Source organism: Paenibacillus mesotrionivorans, assembly GCF_046098205.1.
Classification (GTDB): domain Bacteria; phylum Bacillota; class Bacilli; order Paenibacillales; family NBRC-103111; genus Paenibacillus_AR; species Paenibacillus_AR mesotrionivorans.
On record NZ_JBJURJ010000013.1, the window covers coordinates 124,501 to 148,405 of the forward strand.

Annotated in this window: 27 protein-coding genes and 3 tRNA genes; 9 read left to right on the top strand and 21 right to left on the bottom strand. The window is 55.9% G+C overall.

The window, feature by feature from the left end; all coding sequences use genetic code 11:
• Positions 1–158: 158 nt before the first annotated feature.
• Together ACI1P1_RS19475 and ACI1P1_RS19480 are read left to right on the top strand one after the other, a co-directional pair.
• Positions 159–539 carry a BlaI/MecI/CopY family transcriptional regulator gene (locus ACI1P1_RS19475; RefSeq protein WP_416218115.1) on the top strand — a complete coding sequence of 127 codons (381 nt, stop codon included), beginning with the start codon at positions 159–161 and terminating at the stop codon, positions 537–539.
• Positions 532–2,928, top strand: a complete 2,397-nt coding sequence (locus ACI1P1_RS19480; protein WP_416218116.1) for a M56 family metallopeptidase — start codon at positions 532–534, stop codon at positions 2,926–2,928. Before ACI1P1_RS19475 ends, ACI1P1_RS19480 begins: the two co-directional genes overlap by 8 nt.
• Before the next feature lie 286 nt (positions 2,929–3,214).
• Here ACI1P1_RS19480 and racE read toward each other — a convergent pair whose 3' ends face one another.
• The 3 genes from racE to ACI1P1_RS19495 all read right to left on the bottom strand — a co-directional run bounded on the left by racE (position 3,215) and on the right by ACI1P1_RS19495 (position 5,817).
• The gene (gene racE, locus ACI1P1_RS19485; RefSeq protein ID WP_416218117.1) at positions 3,215–4,030 is read right to left on the bottom strand and encodes a glutamate racemase; all 816 of its coding nucleotides are present in this window, start codon (positions 4,028–4,030) and stop codon (positions 3,215–3,217) included.
• Between the two features lie 115 nt (positions 4,031–4,145).
• Positions 4,146–5,159 (bottom strand): polysaccharide deacetylase family protein, encoded by a 1,014-nt coding sequence (locus ACI1P1_RS19490; RefSeq protein ID WP_416218118.1) that lies wholly within the window; start codon positions 5,157–5,159, stop codon positions 4,146–4,148.
• 82 nt (positions 5,160–5,241) lie between these two features.
• Positions 5,242–5,817 (bottom strand): CGNR zinc finger domain-containing protein, encoded by a 576-nt coding sequence (locus ACI1P1_RS19495; protein ID WP_416218230.1) that lies wholly within the window; start codon positions 5,815–5,817, stop codon positions 5,242–5,244.
• 197 nt (positions 5,818–6,014) lie between these two features.
• On the opposite strand from ACI1P1_RS19495, the gene ACI1P1_RS19500 reads away from it, so the two are divergent.
• On the top strand, positions 6,015–6,506 hold the full coding sequence (locus tag ACI1P1_RS19500; protein WP_416218119.1) for a DinB family protein: 492 nt from the start codon (positions 6,015–6,017) through the stop codon (positions 6,504–6,506).
• 602 nt (positions 6,507–7,108) lie between these two features.
• Here ACI1P1_RS19500 and melA read toward each other — a convergent pair.
• Together melA and ACI1P1_RS19510 are read right to left on the bottom strand one after the other, a co-directional pair.
• A complete protein-coding gene (gene melA, locus ACI1P1_RS19505) occupies positions 7,109–8,407 on the bottom strand; it encodes an alpha-glucosidase/alpha-galactosidase (protein WP_416218120.1) in 1,299 nt (432 codons plus the stop codon).
• Positions 8,408–8,510: 103 nt separating this feature from the next.
• Entirely contained in the window at positions 8,511–8,957 is a 447-nt protein-coding gene (locus ACI1P1_RS19510; protein ID WP_416218121.1) for a disulfide oxidoreductase, read from the bottom strand.
• 150 nt (positions 8,958–9,107) lie between these two features.
• Here ACI1P1_RS19510 and ACI1P1_RS19515 point away from each other — a divergent pair, with 150 nt between their 5' ends.
• Entirely contained in the window at positions 9,108–9,968 is an 861-nt protein-coding gene (locus ACI1P1_RS19515; protein ID WP_416218122.1) for an AraC family transcriptional regulator, read from the top strand.
• An 85-nt stretch (positions 9,969–10,053) separates the two neighbouring features.
• Entirely contained in the window at positions 10,054–11,193 is a 1,140-nt protein-coding gene (locus ACI1P1_RS19520) for a phosphodiester glycosidase family protein (protein ID WP_416218123.1), read from the top strand.
• A 5-nt stretch (positions 11,194–11,198) separates the two neighbouring features.
• Here ACI1P1_RS19520 and ACI1P1_RS19525 read toward each other — a convergent pair whose 3' ends face one another.
• The 3 genes from ACI1P1_RS19525 to ACI1P1_RS19535 form a co-directional block, all read right to left on the bottom strand.
• A complete protein-coding gene (locus ACI1P1_RS19525) occupies positions 11,199–11,783 on the bottom strand; it encodes a DUF1694 domain-containing protein (protein ID WP_416218124.1) in 585 nt (194 codons plus the stop codon).
• 85 nt (positions 11,784–11,868) lie between these two features.
• Complete coding sequence (locus ACI1P1_RS19530; protein WP_416218125.1) at positions 11,869–12,279, bottom strand: YtxH domain-containing protein; 411 nt, start codon at positions 12,277–12,279, stop codon at positions 11,869–11,871.
• 6 nt (positions 12,280–12,285) lie between these two features.
• Positions 12,286–12,804, bottom strand: coding sequence for a DUF948 domain-containing protein (locus tag ACI1P1_RS19535; RefSeq protein WP_416218126.1), 519 nt, complete (start codon positions 12,802–12,804; stop codon positions 12,286–12,288).
• A gap of 157 nt (positions 12,805–12,961) precedes the next feature.
• Here ACI1P1_RS19535 and ACI1P1_RS19540 point away from each other — a divergent pair, with 157 nt between their 5' ends.
• Positions 12,962–13,642 carry a bifunctional 4-hydroxy-2-oxoglutarate aldolase/2-dehydro-3-deoxy-phosphogluconate aldolase gene (locus tag ACI1P1_RS19540; RefSeq protein WP_416218127.1) on the top strand — a complete coding sequence of 227 codons (681 nt, stop codon included), beginning with the start codon at positions 12,962–12,964 and terminating at the stop codon, positions 13,640–13,642.
• 16 nt (positions 13,643–13,658) lie between these two features.
• Here ACI1P1_RS19540 and ACI1P1_RS19545 read toward each other — a convergent pair whose 3' ends face one another.
• The 7 genes from ACI1P1_RS19545 to ACI1P1_RS19575 all read right to left on the bottom strand — a co-directional run bounded on the left by ACI1P1_RS19545 (position 13,659) and on the right by ACI1P1_RS19575 (position 18,360).
• Positions 13,659–14,186 carry a flavodoxin family protein gene (locus tag ACI1P1_RS19545; protein WP_416218128.1) on the bottom strand — a complete coding sequence of 176 codons (528 nt, stop codon included), beginning with the start codon at positions 14,184–14,186 and terminating at the stop codon, positions 13,659–13,661.
• Positions 14,187–14,237: 51 nt separating this feature from the next.
• A complete protein-coding gene (locus ACI1P1_RS19550; RefSeq protein ID WP_416218129.1) occupies positions 14,238–14,813 on the bottom strand; it encodes a TetR/AcrR family transcriptional regulator in 576 nt (191 codons plus the stop codon).
• Positions 14,814–14,924: 111 nt separating this feature from the next.
• Positions 14,925–15,599, bottom strand: a complete 675-nt coding sequence (locus ACI1P1_RS19555) for a helix-turn-helix transcriptional regulator (protein WP_416218130.1) — start codon at positions 15,597–15,599, stop codon at positions 14,925–14,927.
• 120 nt (positions 15,600–15,719) lie between these two features.
• Positions 15,720–16,157: a DUF86 domain-containing protein gene (locus tag ACI1P1_RS19560; RefSeq protein ID WP_416218131.1), complete on the bottom strand. Its 438-nt coding sequence runs from the start codon at positions 16,155–16,157 to the stop codon at positions 15,720–15,722.
• 3 nt (positions 16,158–16,160) lie between these two features.
• Positions 16,161–16,961, bottom strand: a complete 801-nt coding sequence (gene thiD, locus ACI1P1_RS19565; protein WP_416218132.1) for a bifunctional hydroxymethylpyrimidine kinase/phosphomethylpyrimidine kinase — start codon at positions 16,959–16,961, stop codon at positions 16,161–16,163.
• 200 nt (positions 16,962–17,161) lie between these two features.
• Entirely contained in the window at positions 17,162–17,836 is a 675-nt protein-coding gene (locus ACI1P1_RS19570) for a tetratricopeptide repeat protein (RefSeq protein ID WP_416218133.1), read from the bottom strand.
• A 101-nt stretch (positions 17,837–17,937) separates the two neighbouring features.
• Positions 17,938–18,360 carry a hypothetical protein gene (locus ACI1P1_RS19575; protein WP_416218134.1) on the bottom strand — a complete coding sequence of 141 codons (423 nt, stop codon included), beginning with the start codon at positions 18,358–18,360 and terminating at the stop codon, positions 17,938–17,940.
• A gap of 176 nt (positions 18,361–18,536) precedes the next feature.
• Between ACI1P1_RS19575 and ACI1P1_RS19580 the strand changes: the two genes are divergently transcribed.
• Positions 18,537–18,791, top strand: coding sequence for a hypothetical protein (locus ACI1P1_RS19580; RefSeq protein ID WP_416218135.1), 255 nt, complete (start codon positions 18,537–18,539; stop codon positions 18,789–18,791).
• Between the two features lie 95 nt (positions 18,792–18,886).
• On the opposite strand, the gene ACI1P1_RS19585 is transcribed toward ACI1P1_RS19580, so the two are convergent.
• From ACI1P1_RS19585 to ACI1P1_RS19605, 5 genes are all read right to left on the bottom strand, one after another.
• Positions 18,887–19,309, bottom strand: a complete 423-nt coding sequence (locus ACI1P1_RS19585) for a hypothetical protein (RefSeq protein WP_416218136.1) — start codon at positions 19,307–19,309, stop codon at positions 18,887–18,889.
• 259 nt (positions 19,310–19,568) lie between these two features.
• Positions 19,569–20,462 carry a diguanylate cyclase domain-containing protein gene (locus ACI1P1_RS19590; protein WP_416218137.1) on the bottom strand — a complete coding sequence of 298 codons (894 nt, stop codon included), beginning with the start codon at positions 20,460–20,462 and terminating at the stop codon, positions 19,569–19,571.
• Between the two features lie 152 nt (positions 20,463–20,614).
• Positions 20,615–20,686, bottom strand: a tRNA-Lys gene (locus ACI1P1_RS19595).
• 38 nt (positions 20,687–20,724) lie between these two features.
• A tRNA-Lys gene (locus ACI1P1_RS19600) sits at positions 20,725–20,796 on the bottom strand.
• Between the two features lie 38 nt (positions 20,797–20,834).
• Positions 20,835–20,906 (bottom strand) — tRNA-Lys (locus tag ACI1P1_RS19605).
• Positions 20,907–21,092: 186 nt separating this feature from the next.
• On the opposite strand from ACI1P1_RS19605, the gene ACI1P1_RS19610 reads away from it, so the two are divergent.
• Together ACI1P1_RS19610 and ACI1P1_RS19615 are read left to right on the top strand one after the other, a co-directional pair.
• Positions 21,093–22,400 (top strand): putative DNA modification/repair radical SAM protein, encoded by a 1,308-nt coding sequence (locus ACI1P1_RS19610; RefSeq protein WP_416218138.1) that lies wholly within the window; start codon positions 21,093–21,095, stop codon positions 22,398–22,400.
• Positions 22,379–23,245 carry a TIGR03915 family putative DNA repair protein gene (locus ACI1P1_RS19615; RefSeq protein WP_416218139.1) on the top strand — a complete coding sequence of 289 codons (867 nt, stop codon included), beginning with the start codon at positions 22,379–22,381 and terminating at the stop codon, positions 23,243–23,245. Before ACI1P1_RS19610 ends, ACI1P1_RS19615 begins: the two co-directional genes overlap by 22 nt.
• A gap of 12 nt (positions 23,246–23,257) precedes the next feature.
• Here the strand turns inward: ACI1P1_RS19615 and ACI1P1_RS19620 are convergent, their stop codons facing one another.
• On the bottom strand, positions 23,258–23,764 hold the full coding sequence (locus ACI1P1_RS19620; protein WP_416218140.1) for a hypothetical protein: 507 nt from the start codon (positions 23,762–23,764) through the stop codon (positions 23,258–23,260).
• Positions 23,765–23,905: the final 141 nt, after the last annotated feature.

The window sequence follows — 23,905 nt, forward strand, 5'->3', positions numbered from 1 at the left end:
GCTGCCGTGGCGCGCTAACGGAAATGAGCGACGCTTAGCGGGGGTAGCGAGGATGAAGGGGAGGGAAATGGGCGCTACAATTGGATTGACAGATGTGGTTTACAGTTGTAGACTTGAGTAGTCTACAGTTGTAAACTCAAAACCGGAGGTTAGTTATCATGTCCTTATCCGATAAAATATCACCTGCCGAGCTGGAGGTTATGCATATTCTGTGGGAGCACAACTCCCCCGTTTCCTCCACGGAAATCCGCCGCAGGCTGCAAACCGCCAAGGGCTGGGAAAAATCCACAATCCTCACCTTGGTCAGGCGCCTCCAGGAAAAAGGAGTGCTTTCCGCAGAAAAACGGGAGGTACTGTATTATTCCGCCAACCTGGGGGAACAGGAATATACCGCCGCCCAAACGGAGGAAATGGTGAATAAGCTGTATCAGGGCAGCGCCAAAAATATGGTAGCCGCGCTGTACCAGGGGGGACGTTTGACCGAAAAGGACATCCGGGAGCTGAAGGAGCTGTTCCGGGTGGAGGGGCAGGATGAATAACCTCCTGTCCGGCTGGCTGTCCCTCTCCATCTCCGGAACCCTCCTGGCTGTTGCCGTTTTGGCTGCCACCCCCTGGTTCCGCGGACGGATCTCCTATTCGTACCAATACGGCATCTGGATCCTGGTTATCCTTCGGTTTCTGTTCCCGGCGGCGCCGGAGATGAATGGAATGACCGCCTTGGCCAATGGCGCTTCCTCGGTATGGCATTCGGTGATGTCTGAGCAAAGAGAGAATCCGGGTTCCCCGCTGCCTTCTGCAACCGGCACTCAGCCTGGGTTGGCACCGGGGACGGAGGCGCAGAGCCTGACTCCCGCCGGAGAGGCCGGGCAGACGTCAGTGCGCCCAGGAACGGAAGCAGCACCTTCCAGCCCCGGTGAAGCTGCACCAGCGGACTCGTGGGACTGGTCCGGGCTCGCGGATATTCTTCAGGCCTGCTGGCTGACCGGCGCAGTGGTGATGCTGGCTTGGAAAGCCGCCGCCTACCGCCGGTACAGACGTCTGCTTCTGCAGGACAGCCGCCCAGAATCAGCTCCGGCCGTGATTGAGGTGCTGAACCAATGCCGCAGGGAGTTGGGCATCCGGGAGGCTGTTCCCGTTTACCGGAGCCCCTTCGTGACGACCCCCATGATTATGGGCCTGATCCGCCCGGCGGTGCTGCTCCCGGAAGGGAACTGGGCCAGCCGGGAGTTGAGGTTCATGTTCCTTCATGAGCTGACCCACTGCCGCAGGCAGGATCTGCCGGTCAAATGGCTGGTGCAGCTTGCAGTATGCCTGCATTGGTTCAACCCGGCGGTATATTGGGCTGCCCGGCATATGGACCGCCTCTGCGAGCTTGCCTGCGACGAAGCTGTAGTCCGCCACATGAGTCCGTCCGACAAACAAGGCTACGGCGAAACCCTGATCGCCCTTGCCGCCTCACCGGGGGGCCGGCACTCCTCCATGCTGGGCGCAATGACCCGGGAGGGGCGTGACCTGAAGGAGCGTCTGGTCTCCATTATGAGATCCGGGGCGCGGAAGAATTCCGTGAAGCTGGGGGTACTGCTTTTGGCTGTTGCCGCTGCCGCCGCATTCTTTTTGGGGTACCAGCGGCAGCCGGAGGTGAACCGTTACGAGTATGGCTTCGCCCAATTCAGCATTCACAATGTGCAGCTGGGGGAACGTTTTGCAGATATCGATACGTCCCAATTCTTCGAGGCGGATGAAGCCACAAAGCAGAGCTTGGGCGAAAAATACCAATACGTGGCCCAGCAGATTATGCTCAAAATCAGAGCGGACGGCCGGATCACCGGTATTCACGGTGATGTCTATGAAAATGGCTTTACCATGCCTTTTTTCACTATGGAGAAGGCGGAGTTAGGCTCCGGGCCGGTTGTGACCACGATGTCCCAGGTAGCAGACCGGCTGGGTGAAGCCCCCAGGTCCTGGTATGACCGGGGACAGCAGCTCAAGTCCGCCCGTTACGAGGACAAGGAGAATGGCATCGCCGTAAGCTTTGTTTACTCTGCTTCGGATGACAGGCTGGTCTGGGTGATTAGCGAATACACCTCCGACCCTGGCCCGGAAGGTATCCGCTCCTTGTATCCGCTGGAAAGTATCGCAAACTACCGGACGCCTTATGTGGGCAACAATAGTCGGGTTTCCCAGATTTCAGGCAGATTGCCCGTCCCCCACCGGAATTTCATGCAGCGATTTATGGCCCTGCAGACAACGGCGCAGCCTTACGGGCTCACCTTGTATTACGAAGCAGCCCATCCCGCATCCAGCGGGCCTGCAGGCAACCACGGCATCCCTCTGGATGATCCCGCAACCAGATTCGGCAAGGTCATGCGCAGCAATGCCCTGGTGCTTTTCAGCATGATAGACAATCTGGAGCAGGCTACCTTCTCCTTCCGTCCGGACATGTCCGGGAACGTGCTGGACCAGCAGGCGTATCCCGTCTCCTACACTTTCCACAGAACGGACTTCGCCCGCTACGGGGATCTGTCCGAGCTGGGCCGGGATCTGAAGCGGCTGGAGCAGATGCTGCTGGACGGAGTCGGCGGTTCGGAGTCTGGTCTGCAGAATATGACCGAGGAAGAACTTAATCGGCTGAAGCCCATGGTACGGGAACTGTTTACGGCATATTTGGATAAAGAAACCCTTGCCTCCGTGCCGCCTGAACAACGAATCAAGAATTTTCAAATCCATCAGGAATTACGGATTTTTAAGAATGACAGCAATGTCTATTTTGTGGTCACATATGATACCCTGGCAGAAACGGAGCGCTTTGTGGTCGCCGGCGGTGGCGAGCTGGATCAGGAAGGCTGGCTAAGGAACCGCACACTCTATGTCTCCCTCGAAAAAAGCGGAGGCGGCTATAAAATCGGCAGTCTGAGCTCAGGACCCTAAATGCCGACGGGCCCTGGCGTGGCGATGGAGAGTGATGCTGGAGCCTGAGCCGGAGTCTCGCGTGAACGCTTAAGGAATCTAACGGCAGTGGGAGCCGCTATTCGGGCAAAAAAGAGCGTTGGCTTCCGTTAGAACCTGCGCTGCCGCTTTCAAGGCTCTCATCACACATCCAGCTGCGGCTTAGCCGGCCGCTGCCTCGCATCGGCTCAGTTCACCAAAAAAAGCAAGGGCCATTACGCCCTTGCTTTTTTTGTGTGCGGATATGCCGCCGCCTTCCGGCAGCCGCTTAAGGATTGACCATTTGGATGACGGGCATATCCACCCGGGACACCGGAACCGGAATGCCCAACCACGATTCGGCTATGGTGCGGAACAAGGAATGGGACCCGCTGCAGAAAAACCGGTGCCGGGGTTTGATCCGGCTGCGGTTCTCCAGATGCTGCGAATAGAGGATCGTGCTGATTTCCCGTGCGGTTTCGTCTGCAGAATTGATCAGGGCCACCGATTTGCCCATACATTCCGCGATGTAGGAACGCAAAAACGGATAATGCGTGCAGCCCAGAATCAGGCAATCCAGCGCCAACCCCCGCAGCGGGGCAAGTGCTTCGTACACGGCCAGCTGCGCTTCCTCCGACTGGTAGCGGCCTTCCTCTACCAGAGGGACAAAGGAGGGACAAGCCAGGCTGACCACATCGATGTCCGGAGCGATTCGCCGGAGGGCTTCTTCGTACGCGCCGCTGCGGATGGTTCCCGTGGTGCCGATGACACCGACGGACCGGGTTCTGGAATGTTTGATGGCTGCCCGTGCCCCAGGCTGGATCACGCCCACCACCGGTATCGCAATGGAGGCCTGAAGCGGGGCCAGGGCTGCAGCAGTTGCCGTATTGCAGGCCAGCACGATCATTTTCGGACGGTAAAGCAGCAGAAAATCAATGATTTGCCTGGTAAACATCAATACCTCACCGGGTGTTCGGGGGCCGTACGGGGCACGGGCCGTGTCGCCGAAGTAGAGGATTTCCTCCTTGGGCAATTGGCGCATGATCTCGCTGGCCACCGTCAATCCCCCCACACCCGAGTCCAATACCGCTATGGCCTGCTGCACGGATACACGCATCCTTTGCCTATAAGGTGAGTTTACAGCGTTATAACCCTTCTTCAGGATATGAACGCCCCCGCCAAAAGGTACCGCATAAACGCGTAGACAGGCTCAACAGGCTTTATTGCATCAGCTCATCCAGGGTGCCGAAGGAATACCCTTCTTTCTTCACATCCTTGATGATCCGATCAAGTGCTTCTATATTCTCCTCCGAACCTTGATGCATCAAAATGATGTTGCCCTCATGCAAGCCGTTCATGATGTCGTTGTAAGGCTCCTCCGCCCCGCCTGCCCGAGGCTCCCAATCCCGCATGGCCGTGGACCAGAAGACGGAGGTGTAGCCTTTTTCACTGACCAGATCCAACAGCCTCATGCTGTATTTGCCGTAAGGAAAACGGAAAACCTGTGCCACCGGCTTGCCTGTGGTCTCCTTGATCAAAGCGGCAAAATCATCGATTTCCTTCATGGCCGCCTCTTCGGAAATTTCAGTCATATCCTTATGGGTCATGGTATGGTTGCCGATGGTATGGCCCTCTTCCACTACTTTTTTGGCAAAATCGGGATAAGCCTTCACATTGTAGCCCACCAAAAAGAAGGTGACCTTCACATCATTGTCCTTCAAAATTTGCAGCAGCTTGTCCGATTCGCCCATAGGACCGCCAGTATCAAAGGTCAAGTAAACGGTTTTGCCGGTGCCTACCCATACCGCTTTTTTGTTGGGGGACAGGTCCTTTACCTCTCCGGGGAAGCCGGGGACCTGATGGTCCTTCTTCTTCATGTAATACCAGGAATAGGCCTTGGTATCCTTGCCCGGTTTTACCGCAGGAGCGGAAACGGCTGGTTTGGCAGCCGCGGAAGGGGATGGAGCCTGGGTAACAGCTGCGCTTGGTGACGGAGAAGCGGCTTCCGCAGAAGGCGAAGCAGACGGAGCCGCAGTGGGCGTCGGCACAGGCGAAGCGGTAGCGGCAATAGAGGCAGAAGCTGCCGGAGAAGCGGAGGCGACCGGCGCAGACGGGGCAACCGAAGCGGCAGAGGTGGTCCCCGGTGCAGCCTGGTCCTCCGAGCAGGCAGATAATGCGGCAGCGGCGAGCAGTATGGCAGTTGCAGTAAGAGCCACATAACGGGCTTTTGGCATAATGAGCTTCCTCCTGTCTCTTGGAGTTGTACGCTAACCCATTCGACATGCTCCGAGGAAATTCCTGTTTATGGGACCCGATTCACGGTGTTTCCGGCTTGCGTTTGGCCCGGAACCGGCGCACCTTCATCAGATTGCCGCACATGGTATCGTCGCAGAAACGTTTGGTCCTGCTGCGGGTATCATCATAGAACACCCACAAACAATCGGGGTTATCGCAGATCCGGATCCGGCCGGGTTCGTTATGAGCCAGCATCCTGGCGAACGATGCAGCCACAGCCCCCTGCACCTCCGCCCAGCCCTGTCCCTGCCGCTCCTCCTCCAGCCGGTAAGGGGGACAGGCCTCATGGCCGCTATTTTCGGATACCTCCACCTCCAGACGGTACGATACGCAGAAGGTTTCCATATAACCGTTCAGCTTATCCAGGTCCTCCAATGTGAGTGTTTCCCCGCGGACCAGCCGCTCCGTCAGCTGCCTGAGCCACTGGCGCAGCTCCCGCATCTCCTTGAGCTCCAGGGGAGACAGGGGGAAGGCAGCGGACAGCTGCCACGTATCCAGCAACCGGTTCACCATATCCACTCGCTCCAGCCGGTCCTCATCCTTCCCCGTACCTCTCCAGTCATGATAATCCGTATTCAAAAAATCCAGCCATAACATGTCCAACCTTGCTCATCCTCTCGTCCTGTTGCGGATAGAACGGTTATATGTAATGTTTCCGCTTGCAGGAAGGTTTTCCCTATGATAAAGTGATATTGCAAGTAACCACCTTATCCCTATTTAGATAGTTACAGAAATGTCGTGCATATGTTTCTACACACCACTATACCAATTCAAAAGCCGGGAGGAAATCATTTATGTCTCATGACCGTTTGTCCATGCTGCTTGCCATGCGGGACCAAAGCTGGAATGCAGAAGGCGGCTGGTGCGTCAATTTGGAGTCTGCCCTGAAAGGAACCACAGCGGCGCAATCTGTATGGAAGCCGGCTTCCCAGGGGAACAGCATCCGCCAGCTGGTCAATCATTTGAATTTTTATAATGAACGGCTGGCCTACAAGCTGGAGGAAACCCCGAATCCGCCCAAGGCCAACACCAATCTGGACACCTTCGGGGAAAATCCGGAAGCCGATGAGGCGGATTGGCAGGCTTGCCTGAAGCGGACGGAGGAGGTTGCCGCCAGACTGCGCAAGGCTCTCGGCGCTTTGACGGACGAGGACTTAAGCCGCCCCTTTGGTGAGGGGACACTGCTGGACTACCTCATCGGCTGGCTCCCCCATGACCTGTTTCACACGGGCCAAATTGTCCAGCTGCGCAGAATGCAGGAGGCTTGGACCATCCAGTTCGACTAAGGTAGGATAACGTCTGTCTGAACAGCCCGCATGAGGCATCCTTGAACCCCCTGTTCGCCCTATGCGGCGTTACTGATGCTTGACGTCCCCCCGGTACACCTTCACAAAAGTGTTTTTGCCCGGAACAAAGATTCAAAATAATCTGCTCCCCTCAAGGTTTTCAGACACACCCTGGTTTGGATCAGATTGGAAAAACCTAAGAGGGCCGCGTACGCAGGAGCGTTACTTCCAGCCTCTTCCGAAATGCAAAAGTGCATGTATTTATTAAACAAACCTTGGTTTTTCCGGTCTATCCTGCAAAAGTGCAGTTATTTCCCTCAGATGGAAGCAACATGGAACCCTCGGCGGATAATAGCTGCACTTTTGCATTTGGGGTGCAGATAGAAGCGGTGATCCAGCAGAATAGATGCACTTTTGCATTTCGGATGCACGGAGAGGCGGAGTTCCCGTGGATGAAAAGCAAAACGAGGCTGCATAAAGGAGCAGCTGGAGCGTGTCCAGGAATTGAAGATACTTAAAAACCCCTGAGCCGCTCCACTGGGCGGTCAGGGGTTTTAACATTTATGCGGTCAGCCAAACCAAACGCGGTGCCGCAAGGCGGCTTATTTGAAATTCGGCAGCCAGCTTCCATGGGCGGCGATAAGGTCATCGCACATGGCGACGATATCGTCGATGGACAGCTCGGCAGAGGTATGCGGATCCAGGAGAGCCGCATGGTAGATATGCTCCTTTTTGAGCGTACGCGCCGCCTCCAGGGTCAGCAGCTGAGTGTTGATGTTGGTGCGGTTCAACGCTGCAAGCTGCGGCGGCAAATCGCCGACATAGGTAGGTGTAATGCCGCTTTTGTCCACCAGACACGGCACCTCTACGCAGGCTTCCTTGGGCAGGTTGGGGATCAGCCCCGTGTTCATCACATTCCCGCCGATCTTGTAAGGCTGGTCGGTTTCCATGGCTTCCAGCATGAAGGAGGCATATTCCCGGGAACGGCAATGCTCCAGGTTCTTGTTGTTGACCATTTCCTCCCGCATGGTTTTCCACCGCTCAATTTGGCTGACGCAACGGCGGGGGTACTCATCCAGAGGAATGTTGAAGCGTTCGATCAGCTCCGGATAGTTACGTTTGATGAAATACGGATGGTACTCCGCATTGTGCTCCGAGGATTCGGTAATATAATAGCCGAAGCGCTGCATCATTTCGTAGCGGACCATATCGTGATGGACCGTTTTTTGCTTTTCCCGGACCCGGGCCTTGATCTCCGGGTACAGATCCTTGCCGTCCTTGGTAACCTCCAGCAGCCAGGCCATATGGTTGATGCCTGCGATTTTCCACTGGACTCCCGAATCGTCCATCTCCAGATCGCGGAACAGATGAGGCACACATACCTGCACGCTGTGGCAGAGGCCGACGGTTTTGATGCCGCCCATGGTATTCATCGCATTGGTCAGCACGGCCATGGGGTTGGTGTAGTTCAGGAACCACGCGTCTGGACAAACCTCCTGCATATCCGCCGCAAAATCCATCATCACGGGAATGGTGCGCAAATTCCGGAAAATCCCCCCGATGCCCAGGGTATCCGCAATGGTCTGGCGCAGCCCGTACTTCTTCGGAATCTCGAAGTCGGTCACCGTACAGGGCTCATAACCGCCCACCTGGATGGCATTCACCACATACTTGGCGCCCCGGAGTGCCTCCTTGCGGTTGGTATACGCTTTCACAAGGCAGCCGCTGTTCAGCGTCCCCTTCAGGTTCAGCAGCATATTCTCCGAATCCTTCAGCCGCTCCGGATCAATATCGAACAGGGCAATTTCGAAATCCTGCAAAGCCGGGGTCAGCATACAATCTCCCAACACATTCTTGGCGAAAACGGTGCTGCCTGCTCCCAGAAACGTAATTTTGGACATAGGAATAAACACCCTCCAGATGGAAAAATAGGCTCCGGCCGGTAGCCCTTATAGGTCTACTATACCGCAGCCGAAGCCTTTTCACTATGGAAGGAAGCCACTTTTACATGGAGAAATGTAGTCCGTCGTTCTTGCGCAAAGCACGACGCAGAAGGAAGCAAATCACGGTGATGAGAATGAAGGCCGTCAGCGCCAAAAACGGGATCGTAATAAAGCCAAGCCAGTTGATGTATTCGATGTCGCAGGGGTTCTCCCGGCAAAAGTTGGAGGCCGCTTGGAACCAGTCCGTTTTTTCATACAGGTAATGGTAAAGGGACACCAATCCCCCGGGTATGCTCAAGGACAGCACATAGGTAGTAATTTTGTTGTCCCGCTTGACGGCGGCAATGCCGAGAAGAATCACCAACGGATACATAAAAATTCGCTGAATCCAGCATAGCTTGCACGGATTGTACTCCAGAATTTCCGAAAAATACAGGCTTCCCAAGGTGGCCACCAGCGCCACCACCCAAGCCAGCTGCAGGGCATTGTCCTTCCAGAAACGATTCACAGGTACTCCTCCTCATGGTTGTTGATTCCAATCGAATCTTGATTTCTTGATTCTGTTCCTGCATCATGATAGAAGAAGTCCGGTCAGGCAGGCGCACATTTGCGGCGGCAGCCGCTTCCCGTTTCCTGATGCGAAGAAAGGCGGTTTACCATGGATCTGAATTATGGTGTGGCGATTAACCCGTACCCGTCCAGGGACGAGCTGTCCGTGCTGTTCAGCGGTCACTCCCAAACCTCCGCCGACCACAAGGTGGGGCCATTGGTGCACAGCCATCACCTGCTCCACTACGTCCTGTCCGGGAGAGGGGTTTTTCACTGCCGGGGCAAGGAATACCTGCTTGAGGCAGGAGCCGCTTTTTTTATCTACCCGGGTGAACTGGTCCGGTACGATGCCGATCCGCAATCCCCATGGGCCTACCGCTGGACCGGCTATAAGGGCGGCCAGGTGGACGAGCTGCTGGCCCGGCTGGATATCACTCCAGAGAAGCCGGTGATCCAGAACGCGTACAGCTCCAAAACCTGCTCCCTGTTCCGCCGGATCGAGCGTGTGTTTGGCAAGGGCGAACCCTCCTGCGATCTGCAGGCCTCCGGCTGGCTTCGACTGATCCTGGCAGATCTGGTGGGCAACCGGCAGCGCACCGAAACCAGTGATCCTGAGCCGGAAGCGCAGATTACCCGCCAGGTGGAGCAGGCCATCCGCTGGCTGACGCTGCAGTATTCCCAGCAGATCTCCATCGAGCAGCTGGCGCAAACCTTAGGTTACCACCGCACTCATCTGTCCAAAATGTTCAAGCAGCATACAGGCCTGTCCCCTATGCAGTTCCTGCTGAAAATCCGGATGGAGCGGGCACGGCTCTTGCTAAGCGATCCCCTGACGGTGGAGCAGGTAGCGGCGTCGGTGGGTTTTCCCGATGCTCTCTATTTCTCGAAGCAATTCAAAAAGTGGTACGGTCAGGCGCCCACGGATTACCGTCATTACCAACTGAACATGGGCCCCTCCCGCCGGGAGTAGGACGGCTGCAACCTTTGGCGGCCCTCCGCCGTATAGTAGTTGAATGTTCAGGTTATTCAAGGATAGATCGGAGGATACAACGTTAATGCCATCCCCAGCACCACCCCAAACGCCCGGCCAGGCCCGGAGCGTGAATCACAGCGCCGCCCGGAAGAAGAAGCGGCACCCTTTCCTGCGTATCCTGGCACGGACCAGCATCATCGGCTTTGTGTTGGCCGCCGGGTTCGCCGCCTGGTTCTATCTGACACCTTGGGGAACCCAATACCGCAATATTATGGTGGATACCCTCATCACCACCCAGCACCGCCACTGGGGCAAATACCTGGTAGGTGAGGCGGAATTAAAGAAACGCGTGGACGCGTATTGGGAACGCTTCGACAAATATGCCGAGACCCCCATTGTCCAGGCTCCCGCCATCCCGGCCGTCACATCCGTCCAACCCGATAAGGTCAACAAAGAGCCGATCGAGGTGGAGGAGGTAGAGGGCAAAGGCGCTTACGGCTATTACAAGGGATACATCCTGCATGTCCATGATCCCAAGAAGCTGCGCATTGTGGTCCCGGGCAAGGTGGACAAAGGTGAAAAGGTCTCCTCCATGGTGAAGCGGACCGGCGCCCTGGCCGGTGTGAACGGCGGCGGCTTTGCCGATCCGGAATGGAAGGGCAACGGCTTCCAGCCTGCCGGTATCGTCATGTCCGGAGGAAAAATCTTCTATCTGGATGCAGCCAAAACCACCAAGCTGCACGTGGTGGGGATTGACGCCGACGGCAAAATGATCGCAGGCAAATATTCGGCGGAAGAGCTGCTAAAAATGAAAATGTCCGAGGCAGTGACCTTCTCCCCCCGTTTCATCGTAAACGGCGAAGGCTCCATCAAAAGCGCCGCGGAGGGCTGGGGCGTCGCCCCGCGCACCGCCATGGCCCAAACCGCCGACGGCACCATCATGTTCGCCGTTATCGACGGCAGGCAAACCCACAGCATCGGCGTCACTCTGTATGAGCTCCAGCAGATGTTCCTGGAGCGCGGCGCGATTATCGCAGCCAACCTGGACGGCGGCTCCTCCACCGTGCTGGTCAAGGATAACCAGATCATCAACAAACCGTCCAGCGAATACGGCGAGCGGTATTTGCCCACCGCCTGGCTGGCCTTCGAGGATCCTTCCATCTCCATCAAGAACATCTGGGAGGGTATCGACATCAACACCATCGACCCCTCCAAGTGGTAGACCCGTTATTCGTGGCCCGGGCACTTCTCCCCGAACAGCCGGCTTAACGGATTGATCTGCTGGTAATGCTCCAGCTCCTCCGGTGCGGCCTCGCGGATGCGGGCATAACAGTCCTTGCACACCGCTTGGCCGGCAGCCCGGATCAGCTGCTCGGTCAGCCCTTTTTTGGCCAGGCGCTCCTGCCTGTATTCCACTTCCACCTCCGGCATATCCACCGCATCCCCGGACGCCACCACCAGCCCGATGTCCCCGGTAAATTCCTCATCCCGGCGGTAAGTTACGATAATCCCGTTTGCCTCCGCCAGCTTCTGGTACTTGGAGACCGCCTGTTCCATCTGTCCCCCCTGCAGCACCATCAGCTTGGCCTTCGGGTGCTTCACCGCCTCTTCAATCTCCCGGTACAGAATGGACTCCCCTACCTGGCTTTTCGTCAGAACCCGCAGAACCCGCTCCCGGAACTCGCCCAGATAATGCGAAACTTCCTCACGCTTCAGCCTCGGGGCTCCTTGCAAACCCGCCTGAAGCGTGCGCTCCATCTCGCTTTTACCGGAATAGCCCGAAAACCCCGACTGCGTTTTTTCCTCCGCCATGCTTGTCCTCCTTCGTTATGTATGCCGGCGGCCTCAAGCCCATTAGGACTGAAGGCCGCCGCAGATGTCCGGGCTCAGCCCGGATTTACTTCACTTCTGCCGAAACGGAGACCAAACGGGCTTCTTCCTCCGCCTTATCCCCTTCTTCGGCTGCAGGAGCTGTCTCCGGCAATGCGGCGTGGGATTCCTTCCAGGCTCTGACCTCGTCGGCCACAACCTCTGTCACCGCATCTGCAATCACGGTAGCCACATCTCTGGCTTTGCCCGCCAGCTCTACGCTTTGGGCGCCGACAACCTTAGCAAGCTCCGTGGTTTTGTCGCTGACGATTCCTGCCAGCTCCACTGTTTTGCCGCTGATTTTGTCTACCTGCTGGGAGATGTCCTCCCGCAGCTCCTTGCCGGGCTTAGGCGCCAGCACCAGAGCCGTTATTGCCCCCAGCACGCCTCCTACCACAGCGCCGATAAGAAAATTCTTCCCTGAATTGTTTTCTGCCATTACTAATCATCCTTTCGTGTCCGTATTGGATTCTTGCTTCGCTTGTTGCCTGGCGTTCCTGGCATCCTGCCACTTCTGCCACAGCTGCAGCCCCGTGGAGACCAGCTCCAGCGCTTCGCCCAGCCGCTGCTGGCTTTTGGCCTTGGCCGCACCCGAGGCTGTCCGGGAAACGGCGGCGGAAACCTGCTTCACCGAGGCCGAGGCCTGCTCCAGCGCCTCTCCTGCGGTTTTCACCGAACGGGCTACAGGGTCAAACGCATGCAGCTTATCATCCGCATTCTCGATAAGCTGGCGGCTGGCCGCCATAAGCTCGGTGCTTTGTTTGCTGACGGATGCCAGCTCACCTTGGATGGAGGATAAGGTTTTGTTGGCCTCCACCATCAGCCGTTTGGCCGACAAAATAAAAGTAATGAGATAAATGACGAGCGCTGTAAATGCGGCTGCTGCAACTGCCGCGCTGATTTGGACGATCACCGGTGTACTCCCCCATTTCTCTACGCGTAAGATGTGGGCCGCCTCCAGCATCTGGTCATACGCCTAATGTACTTCCATTATAAGTGCAATCTGAAATTTTGACACACGAAACAGAAGAATTTCTCCATGAAAGTGAAAAAAGTCCGGAGGAGTGGTATCATGGGGTCATCCCGGACATACATCCGGCATAATAGGGAGGATGGGGACGATGGAACGTGGAGAAGGCGGAGAATTGCTGAAAAAAGCGGGAATAATCGCCTCCCTGCGGGGAGTGGACAGGGACAGGCTGGCAGCTGCAGCCCATTGGCTGTATGAAGGCGGCATTCATGCCATGGAGATCCCTTTGAATACGGTAGGCGCGTATTATCTGATCCGGGATTTGAAGAAGCAGCTTCCCAAGAAAGCCTTGATCGGCGCAGGCGCGGTTCTGGATGTGGCGGATGCCAAGGCGGCGCTGGAGGCGGGTGCAGCCTTTCTGTGCACACCGGGGATCGACAAGAAGGTGATTCAATTCGGGCGGGAGGCAAGGCTTCCGGTGTATCCCGGCGCACTTACCCCCACAGAGGTTATGAAGGCCTGGAAGTATGGCTCCGGCGGTGTCCGGCTGTTTCCGGCCGCGGCCATAGGACCCGCCTATGCCGCTGAGATTAAGGCGGAGCTGGGGCATATCCCACTTATCGCCGCAGGCGGGGCGGTAAGAGCTCAGGCTGCGGAATACATACGGGCAGGCTGCGATGCCGTCTGCATCGACTACACCGCCATCCTCCATTCCTCGGAGGGGGCGGACGCGGTCAAGATGGCCTCCGAACTGGCGGAGGAGATCCACGAGGCGTTCCAGGCTGCGGAAAGCAACAACTGGCGGGAGCCAAACGGCTCACCCGCCAGTTGAACCAGACGTAATACGACTACATCGCTTGCTTGCAAGCCGTGATGACGGGACCGGCCAAGGCCTCCACATCCTTCTCCGTCAGGCGGTAAGCGGACGTATCCTTGCGTGCGGGAGCGGAGGCGGCATCTGTCTGCAGCAGGCCGGCAATATGCTGGTCCAGCAACAGAACAGGGGCTGTCCCCGCTCTTTTATGCAGCTCGCCGGACAGCTTGGCATTGCCGCCGTCCGCCCCGCCGCTGATGGAGAAGAAGCCATACTGCCGGGGATGCTTCCGCAGATACCCCAGATACGGGCGCAGCGGCGCTGCCACATGCCCCATCCAGACAGGGCCGCTGAACAGCAGGAGTCCATACTCCTCCAGTGCTTCCGGCTGCGGCAGCGCTTTGGGGTTCCGGTTCAACAGCATATCCAGTACAATTGTGCCCATGGTCCGGGGCTTGGGCTCGGCCAGCTCGATCAAATCCGCGTGAAGCGCCTGGGCAACCTTGTGGGCCAATGCCTTGTTGTTGCCGGTGAAGGAATACGAAATTACGGCAATCCTCATGTAAAACCCTCCTCGTGGATCTTATAGAGCGTTCTGATTATCCAACGGCCGTTAAGGCCGGGTCAGACTGTCCATCACCAGCTCGGTCAGCAGGTCTGTCAGCTGCGGGAAATAGCCGATGCCGATCTCTTCCTTGTGTATATCCGCATTAATAATGGCAGCGAACACCATCATAATCATCTTGCTGTTTATGTCCTGGCGCATCCGGCCTTCAGCCTGCCAGCTCACCACCAGCTCATGAAAGCTGTCATACAGGAAATCCACCGCCTGCTGCCCGTTTTCCTCCCGGTACATCTTCTCCAGCTTTTGATAAACCCCTTTGTTATACCACTCCCGGAGAATGGGATTAGCAGCTATACCCTCCCCGTTTTTCACCAGCATCTCCCGCACCACATCCACAGGCGGCCGGCTCAGATCAAGGGATTGCAGGCAGCTCCGCTTCAGCTTTTCATTTTCCTCCAGATAAATCTCCATGAACAGCTTTTCCTTGGAGGAGTAGTAATTGTAGAAGGTCCCCACCGCCATGCCCGCTTTTTTGGCAATATCGGAAATTGCCGTATCCTTGAAACCATTAGCAGAGAACAGCTCTTTTGCACTTTTATATATCAGAGTCTTTTTATCTTCCATCTGCCGCCCCATGAATGAATATTTTTGTGTTCATTCATATTAAACCATATAGAAGTGCCATTGTAAATATGTTCCACCCCCTCATTCTTCACAAAAAAAACGGCAGCCGCCTCAGGAAGAGGAGCTGTCGTTTGGGGATTCGGCGGTTGTGCCGTCTTGAAGCGGCTTAATCCGGTAAGAGCAGCGGCAGGCGCCTTTGGTCATACAATCCGTCCGCTCCACATCCGCCTGAAGCAGGGTCCGGAAGAGGTTCAGCTCGCATTTGCAGGCTTCCTCATACCGGTTGGCTACTTGGGCAATAGGGCAATTAAATTCGTTTAGAACATACTCGCCGTTTTCCTTCTTCTCCCAATTGGCCATATATCCGCCGGCATTCTGAATATCGGTGAGCTCGGATACACGCTCCTCTAACGTTTGGCCCTTCATCTGATCAGCATATTTATCCAGCATCTTCTCCTTGCGGCCCTCGAAGAGGCGGTTTACCTGCTCCTCTCCCGCATGGGCCAGCAATTCATCCAGAAGGTCCAGGGTCAGCAGATGATAATTCTTCGGGAACAAATCATCGGCCAAAACTGTGAGGGAATATAAATGGGAGGGCCGTCCCATGGCTTGCCTGGAAATAGTAGCTTCTATCAGACCGTCCCGTTCCATGGTGTTGAGATGCCGCCTCACTGCCATTTCTGTAACGCCAAGCCGTTTGGCCATCTCATTGACGGACAAAGGGCCTTTTGTTTTCATCATGGTCAGGAGGACCTTCCGCGTCGACGAATCCTGATCCTTGCTCAACCCTTCACCTCCCTCACCTGTTTTGACTTTATTTTATCTTATAGTTGTTATTAAGTAAAATTTTTATACATAAAAGTATCATAATCCGCTAACCGAAAAAAAACATCCTTCCCGGATGGCTCATACTCCTGCTCCGCCGGTCTCCCGTCCGGCAAAGTGCCGGACATCCTCCGCAAAGCCGGTCAGCTCCTCAGGTAAGCTGCTGGCCATATCCAGAAGCAGCAGCCGGTCCGGAGTCAGGTAATCCTGCACCAGCATCTTGCGGGCTTCCACCAGCCGGGTCATAATCCCATGCCGCGTTGGCCCGATGACACCTTCATCCAGGAGAATATCCATCATATCGGCATAGCTGCCCGGATCGCGCAGAATAAATCCGTCGATCAGCAGCCCGCCTACATCTGTCACTGCTTCCAGCGCCAGATGAATGATCCTCTCCAGCGCAGCCTCCAGCAGCCGGTCCCCCTCATGCCAGCGGGTAACCAGCTCACCGGCGATACCGCCAAGCTCCGGCAGATAGTCCAGAAGACGGTTCAGCTTGTCCGAATCCGCATAGAACATGGGTCAGCCCCTCCTGGAATAGGCCCAATGATTGGTGGGACCGTGGCCTTGCCCGATGCCCAGCTCATCGCGGATGGCGCAGGTAATGAAGGCCTTGGCCGTTTTGACAGCCTGCTCCAGGCTCTCGCCCTTGGCCAGCCCTGCCGCTGCCGCTGCAGAGAAGGTGCAGCCCGTTCCGTGGGTGTGGCGGGTTTCATACCGGACCCCTTCCAGCAGAAGAAAATCTGTCCCGTCATACAGCACATCCACAGGGGGTCCTTCCATATGCCCACCCTTCACAACGGCGGCGCAGGCGCCGTACTCCTCCACAATCTGCCGGGCGGCAATCTTCATCTCCTCCAAGGAGCTGATTTCCCGCCCGGTGAGCACCTCCGCCTCCGGCACGTTGGGCGTCACCAAAGCGGCTACGGGCAGCAGCACCCGGCGCAGCACCGTTTTGGCCTCCTCCGCCAAGAGGGATGCCCCGCCTTTGGCGATCATAACCGGGTCCACCACCAGCCTGGTGATGCCATGCTCCTTGACCTTAGCGGCAACCAGCTCAATAACAGCCGGCTGGGAGAGCATGCCGGTTTTGACGGCATCCGCCCCGATATCGGTCATCACGGCATCAATTTGCCCGGCAATGCCCTCCAGGGGCACATCATAGATGCCGGTGACGCCCAATGTATTTTGCACCGTAATGGCAGTAATGGCGGTGGTTCCAAACACGTCCAGCATCTGGAAGGTCTTCAGGTCGGCTTGAATGCCTGCGCCTCCGCCGCTGTCCGAGCCGGCAATGGTCAGTGCTTTGGGAATAAAGGACATGACATCTCAACCTTTCTTTTTGGCGTTTCCAAAGAAAATGAATCCGCTATTAGTTTAGCGGCGGCTGCCGCAAACCGTCAAGCCGGAGGCGGGTTTGGCGGCCTGCGCATGAGAAAACCGCCAAGGCTTATCCCTGACGGTTCTAGCACGGGTACGGACCGACCTGACTATGCCGCGGCATGAGCCGGAGGCGGACCGAATCAACCCGCATTCTTTTTCAATCTGGACAAAAGCGCCCATCTCCGTTCGGATTTCCGCTTGTACTTAGGCAGACTCCGGTAGATGCGGAGCGCTTCGCCATATGCAGCTTTGGCTTCCTCCTTGCGTCCCATGGACCGGTACAGCTCGCCCATCCGGTAGAAGGCTTCGGAGGAGGAGGAATTCAGCTGGCGCAGCTCCTCCAGATAATGGAGCGCCTTGGCCGGCTCCTTCTCCAGAAACGCTTCGCTCAGCCACAGATACGGCTCGCCGTACCGGACCCGGGGATTACGCTCCAGCCCCTGTCTGACCAGGGATTCGCCTTCCTCCAGCTGGCCCAGCCTAAGCTTCGCCCAGCCCAGCTCCACCAGCACCTCGGCGGAATCGTCCATCACCGGCAAAACCTGCTCCAGATAGTCGTGAGCTTCCCTGAAGCGTTTTTTCTCCAGATACAGTCTGGCCGCCTCCAGCTTGCTCCGGGTATCATGGGGACGGCTCTCCAGCTCCCGCCGCAGAACGGATAGCCTGCGGTTCCGCTTAAAGGGTTTGCCGATGCTGGGAGTAAGGCCGATAAAGCGGCGCTCCAGGAAATAGCCGATCACGAGAATCACCAGAATGGCAAGGAACGGATTCCCCAACAGCTGCCATAACAAAACAAAACCGATAAACTTGCCCATACGCCACCCCTCAGCAAAAAAGGTATATGCCCCCATCATAACATGAACGTTTCCACCGGGGAACCTTAATTGCCTGCTGTATCAAGGAAACGGGCTTAGGCTTAGTGCAGCTGCGATTCGCCGGCCTCCGGACTGGCCTTATGGGCAAATGCTCCAAACACCGCCCCCTTGGCAAGCTCCTGCTCCGTGTTCCACAGATGCTCCTCCAGCTCCGCCGCCACATCCTGATAATCCAGCACCTCCCGCTCAAACTCCGTCCGGTTGCAGGCATCCGAGGTTTGTGGCTGGGTGAACCATTCGGCAGTCACATCCTGGAAGGCCTGCCGCAGGTCATTGTCGTACCAGTCCAGATCCAGCTCCTCCTGCTTGCGGATCAGCTTTTGCAGAGACAGACAGCCGTCCGCCTCCCGCACAAACCAGGCCAGCATCGGCGCCTCCTCCCGGACCGGCCAAACCTTCACCTCTCCGATAAGCTGATCCCCGTTAGGAATGACTCTGGAAAATGCCGCTTTTTTAATATGCATGACAAACCGCTCCTTTTTATGTGGTAATACGGTTAGGTTGTCCCGGGGGAGACGGAAGTATAAGAACCTGTGATACCTGTGAGACAGCACCCACCTTGCCCAACCCGCGGCAATGCCCTAGAATGAAGGGACGGGATCGTGAGGTTTCCAGTAGGGTAAAAAAGGTGGCGGAGTTCATGAACGTGTTAAGCCAGATTATGGGTGTCCGGGAGGCGGCGGCCAAGTGGGGCCTGCAGCCCGAAGAAGTGGAGCGGTTATGCCGCGAGGGCGGCATCCGGGCCGTACGCTTGGACGGGGAAGATGGGCCTTGGGTGCTGTTGAAGGAACAGCCCAATCCGGTAACGGGCGAGGGATTGCCCCGGCAGCAGCGGGTAAGTGCGGACAAAACATCCTATATGTCGTCCAAGCTGTTGGACGCTTTGTACGAATAGGGCTGTACAAAAAAGGAGCCATAGCGGGAAGAAGACTTCCGTTATAGCTCCTTTTTTTCATGTGGGGAACCGGGTTAATGGAAACCGGGTTATCGTTATAACCCGTGGACACTTCTGGCCACAATGTCATACAACTCACCGCGGTGCGCGGCATACACCTCTTCCGAGATGCTGCCTGCGGCAAGCCGCTCATCCAACTGTACGGTAAGTTGGGCAACCTGATGGCGGATAAGGCTGTCCACATCGGCGCCGTGGTCATAAGCCACATCAGCCAGAGTTTTGCCCTGAAGAAGAGCATCATAGATGACAGAGTCGGCTTCCTCGCCGATGGCTTGAGCCAGCGGATCGCTGACCTTGGCAAGCTCTGCTGCAGCATCCTCACTGTCGGCTTGGCTGGAGGTATCGAAGAAGGCTATGGATGCGGCTTCAGCCGACCGAATGCCGTCTCTTCCCGGGCCTCCGTTCAACGTAATCATTATCACAATCGTACCGATCATAATCCATTGTTTCGTTGTCATGGTAAATCCCCATTTCATATTCAATAGTGGCGGCGCTGGTCTTTGGGAATGCCGCTGGTGCACAAGAGGCGGACGGCGCGTCGCAGATTAGGTTCAACATTAGGCTTATACGTTTGTAAAGCGCTTACGTTTCACTTACTATCTACACTATACAAGACGTACCTTAATATCAGATGAAGAAACTCTAAACAGTTTCTGAAGAAGGTAAAAACCTCCGGAAGCTTGACCTCCGGAGGCGTTCTTAAATATAGATGATTCCTTATCTTTCTATATAAGGCAGCTGCAAAACCGTGTTAGGTCCTCCCTTGCGCGCTTCATTAACCGTATCCAGGGTATCCTCAATCATCCTGCGGATATCGCCAGTTTTTTCCTTCACTGTGTGGAGCAGGCCGATGGTGCAGCCTACCCGGGAGTGGCAGCCTACGCTGGAAAACGGAAACTTTCCCAGTCCTTCCACAATCCGGCCTGCCAATTCCTCAGCCTGGTTTTTGTCCCCTTTAACAAAAAGGATAAACTCATCGCCGTGGGTCCGCCCGACACAGGCATCTGTGCCGAAGGGTCGAGCCGACTCGAGAAGGATCTCATAACAGGCAAGAATAACCCGGTCCCCCACATCGAAGCCATAATCGTCATTGACCTGCTTGAAGCGGGCGATATCGAAACGAAGCACCGCAACGGGATCGGCACCGGCGCAAGCAGCCAGAATATCCGCCACGTTCTCCAGAAACATTTCCATATTGGGCATATTCTTCTTTAACTCGTGAACACTGGTCTGCTCCAGCGACACCAGCTCAATAAGCTTATCCATTTGAACCTCATCCCTTTCCAGCAATTGAATGAAGCGGTCAATCTGCAGCTTTTTCTGGTGATGCTCATTGAGGGCGGAAAGGATCCGGATACGCTTCTCCTTCAGCTCCTTCAATAATTCCCTCCTGCCCACCGGGCCGCGGAGAATCTCCTTGATCTCTGCCAGCGAAAAGCTCAGATTCTTCAGAATCTGAATCCATCCCAGCTGCCGGGACTGTTCCTCCCCATAGATCCGGTACCCGCTGACCGGGTCCGTGGCCTCCGGCTTAAGCAGGCCGATTTCGTCATAATGGCGCAGCATCTTCGGCGTGACTTGGTTGTGTTCGGCAAACTCGCTGATTTTCAAAATGGGACCTCCATGCTTTAAGCTGTTTCGGCCGGATGAGCTTTACGGATCTATCATAAACCTTCCTGCAACGGGAAGGTCAACAGAAAAATTGCATTAAAAAAAGCCCCCTCCGCCTGCTGGGACGAAGGAGACTCCTTGGAAAAATCATATAGACCCGGTGGGGGTCGAACCCACAACCTACCGATTAAGAGTCGGTTGCTCTGCCATTGAGCTACGGATCTGCAAGATGCGGCATTGCCGGTGGAAAAAGGTGATGCTATAGACCCGGTGGGGGTCGAACCCACAACCTACCGATTAAGAGTCGGTTGCTCTGCCATTGAGCTACGGATCTGCAAGATGCGGCATTGCCGGTGGAAAAAGGTGATGCTATAGACCCGGTGGGGGTCGAACCCACAACCTACCGATTAAGAGTCGGTTGCTCTGCCATTGAGCTACGGATCTGCATGTTTTTGCGCTGTTTCTTAGGCTTTCTTGTTGGGCGCAAGAAGTAATATACCACGGTCAAAAAACAATGTCAAACCTTTTTTTACAAAAGTTTTTTCATATTCGACAAGAACTCCCATGCATGAAAGATGACAGGAACACATGTTCTGTGTTATGATAAATGCAAGCAAGGAGGTAACACCCATGAATTTGATCGACAAGCTGACCATCCTCTCCGACTCGGCCAAGTATGACGTCGCTTGCACCTCAAGCGGCTCCAACAGAGGCTCCAAAGCAGGCATGACGGGCAATACGGTGAGTATGGGCATCTGCCACAGCTTCTCCGCAGACGGACGCTGCATCTCGCTTCTGAAGGTGCTGATGACCAACAGCTGCATGTACGACTGTGCCTACTGCGTCAACAGACGCTCCAATGATACGCGCCGCGCGGCGTTTACGCCCAAGGAGCTGGCGGATCTCACTATACAGTTTTACCGCCGCAATTATATCGAAGGCCTGTTCCTGAGCTCGGGCATTATGCGCAGCCCGGACTATACCACAGAGCAGATGATTGCAGCCCTTGAGCTTCTCAGGAACGAATACGGCTTCAACGGCTACATCCATGTGAAGGCCATTCCCGGCGCGGACAGTGCGTTGATCTCCCGCCTGGGTATGCTTGCTGACAGGATGAGCGTCAACATTGAGCTTCCCTCCCAGGAAAGCCTGCAGGTGCTGGCTCCGGACAAAAGCAAGGAGTCCATCCTGAAGCCCATGGGTCTCATCCGGGAGAAGATCACTGAGAATGCATACGACGTGGTCAAGTACCGTCATTCCCCCAAGTTCGTCCCGGCCGGTCAGAGCACCCAGATGATTGTCGGGGCCACACCCGAGACGGACCACAAGATTCTCACTCTGTCGGAGGGGCTGTACAAGAAATACAAGCTCAAGCGGGTATTCTACTCGGCCTACATGCCTGTGACCCAGCATTCCCTGCTCCCCTCTACGGAGACCAAACCTCCTCTTCTGCGGGAGCACAGGCTGTACCAGGCGGACTGGCTGCTGCGGTTCTACGGCTTTCAGGCCAGGGAGCTGCTGGACGAGCGGAATCCCAATTTTAATCCGCTCATCGACCCCAAGTGCAACTGGGCCATCCACCATATGGAGCTGTTCCCTATGGAGGTGAACAGAGCCTCCTACGAGGAGCTGCTTCGGGTTCCGGGCATCGGCGTCCAAAGCGCCAAACGGATTATCGCCGCACGAAGAACAGCCAACCTGGACTTTGCCTCATTGAAGAAGCTGGGTGTGGTCCTGAAGCGGGCCCAATATTTTATCACCTGTAAGGGCAAGGCGCTGGAGGGTTTGCGTGTTAATGAAAGCAGCATCCTGCGTGGCCTCATTTCCGAAAGCGGATTGAAGAACGTTCTGCAGCCAGAGTATGAGCAGCTATCCTTTTTTGACGAATCCGCGGTGACAAAGGAGAGTGTGATGCAATGTCTTACCGGACAGATGTAGCCTACAGCTATGACGGCAGCTTTAACGGGTTTTTATGCTGCGTATATGAAAGTTACAGCCAGCAGGAGCTTCCTTATGAGATCGTCTCCCAGGAGGAGGAGCAGGGATTTCTTCTGCCTGCCCGGCCCATTGCCACCGATCTGAACACAGCCAAGCGGGTATATGCCACCATCGCCGCGAAGATTTCCCGGGAAGCCCGTGAATTGGTGCGCCTGGGCTGGCTGATCCACCACCCCCACAAGGAGCTGCTGCTGCTCCATTTCCTGCGCCTGGGCTTTTCCTGCGGCCCCGCCGTTACGGATATGCTGGCGGACGATACCGTCAGGACGCTGGATGAGGCTGTGCTGCAGCTGAGGCGGGAAGCTCATAAGTTTACTGGCTTCGTCCGTTTCTCCGTCCACCAAGGAGCGCTGGTCTCCATCATAGAGCCGCGGAATCAGGTGCTGCCAGAGATACGCAGCCACTTCTGCGACAGATTCGCCAGCGAAACCTTCATGATCTACGACAAGACCCACGGTCAAGCCCTTATTCATGAGCCTGGGCGGGATGCGATTGTCGCTGTGGATGAGCTGGACATGCCCGAGCTGGATCACAAGGAAGTGGAATTCCGCCGCCTCTGGAAACGGTTCTACAATACCATTGCCATCCGGGAGCGGGTCAACCCCCGCCTGCGGATGAATCATATGCCCAAGCGTTATTGGAGCCAGTTGCCCGAGATGCAGCCTGATCCGGGGACCATGGCGCCCCCACGCAAAAAGCCCGTCTCCCGGGCATCGGAGCTTCCTGGCCAGGCAAGCCTGACTGGAACCGATTCCCCAAGAGACGGACGGAAGCATTCTGTGTAACGGCGCGGCGGATTAGAACCGCTCGCGCTTTTTGCCCAGCATCAGGAACAGACCTGCGGCGATGAGCACGATAGCTGCTGCGGACTGGCCCATCACATGGAAGCTGGTCAAGCCGCCTAATGCGAAGATGGCGAAGAACAGCACGGATACGCTGGTAAGAATGAAGATTGGAATCAGAAGCCAGCGGTTCCGGCCAGAAAACCAATAAAACTCCAAAAGGCCGAATGCTACGGCCAGCGGGAAGCCGGGCCAGGTGTACTCCCAAATATCAAACAGCATGGAGACTTGGCAAACCACCCCCGCCACCAGGAGGGTACCGCCCGGAATAAGGAGCCCTGTCCCCTTGCGGCCTGTGGCGAAGAAATACAGCCAATGGAAGAATAATCCCAATGGGATAATAAATAGGCTGGCCCAGAAGTTCCCGAAGACAAATCCCGGGTCTATGGGGTTTCCCTTCCCGGCAAACATCAATACCCCGGCCAGAATTAATAAAATACCGCCCAACGCTTTCCTGTCCATAATATCCTCCCGTTCGAATCCTGAACTTGTTTAGGACTTTATCCTGTATGTTCTCATTGTAAGCAACCTGCCATCCGGGAACAACACACCACAGGAGGATTTATATCTCCGTCTTGGGACGGAGAAGGAATGACGGATCAG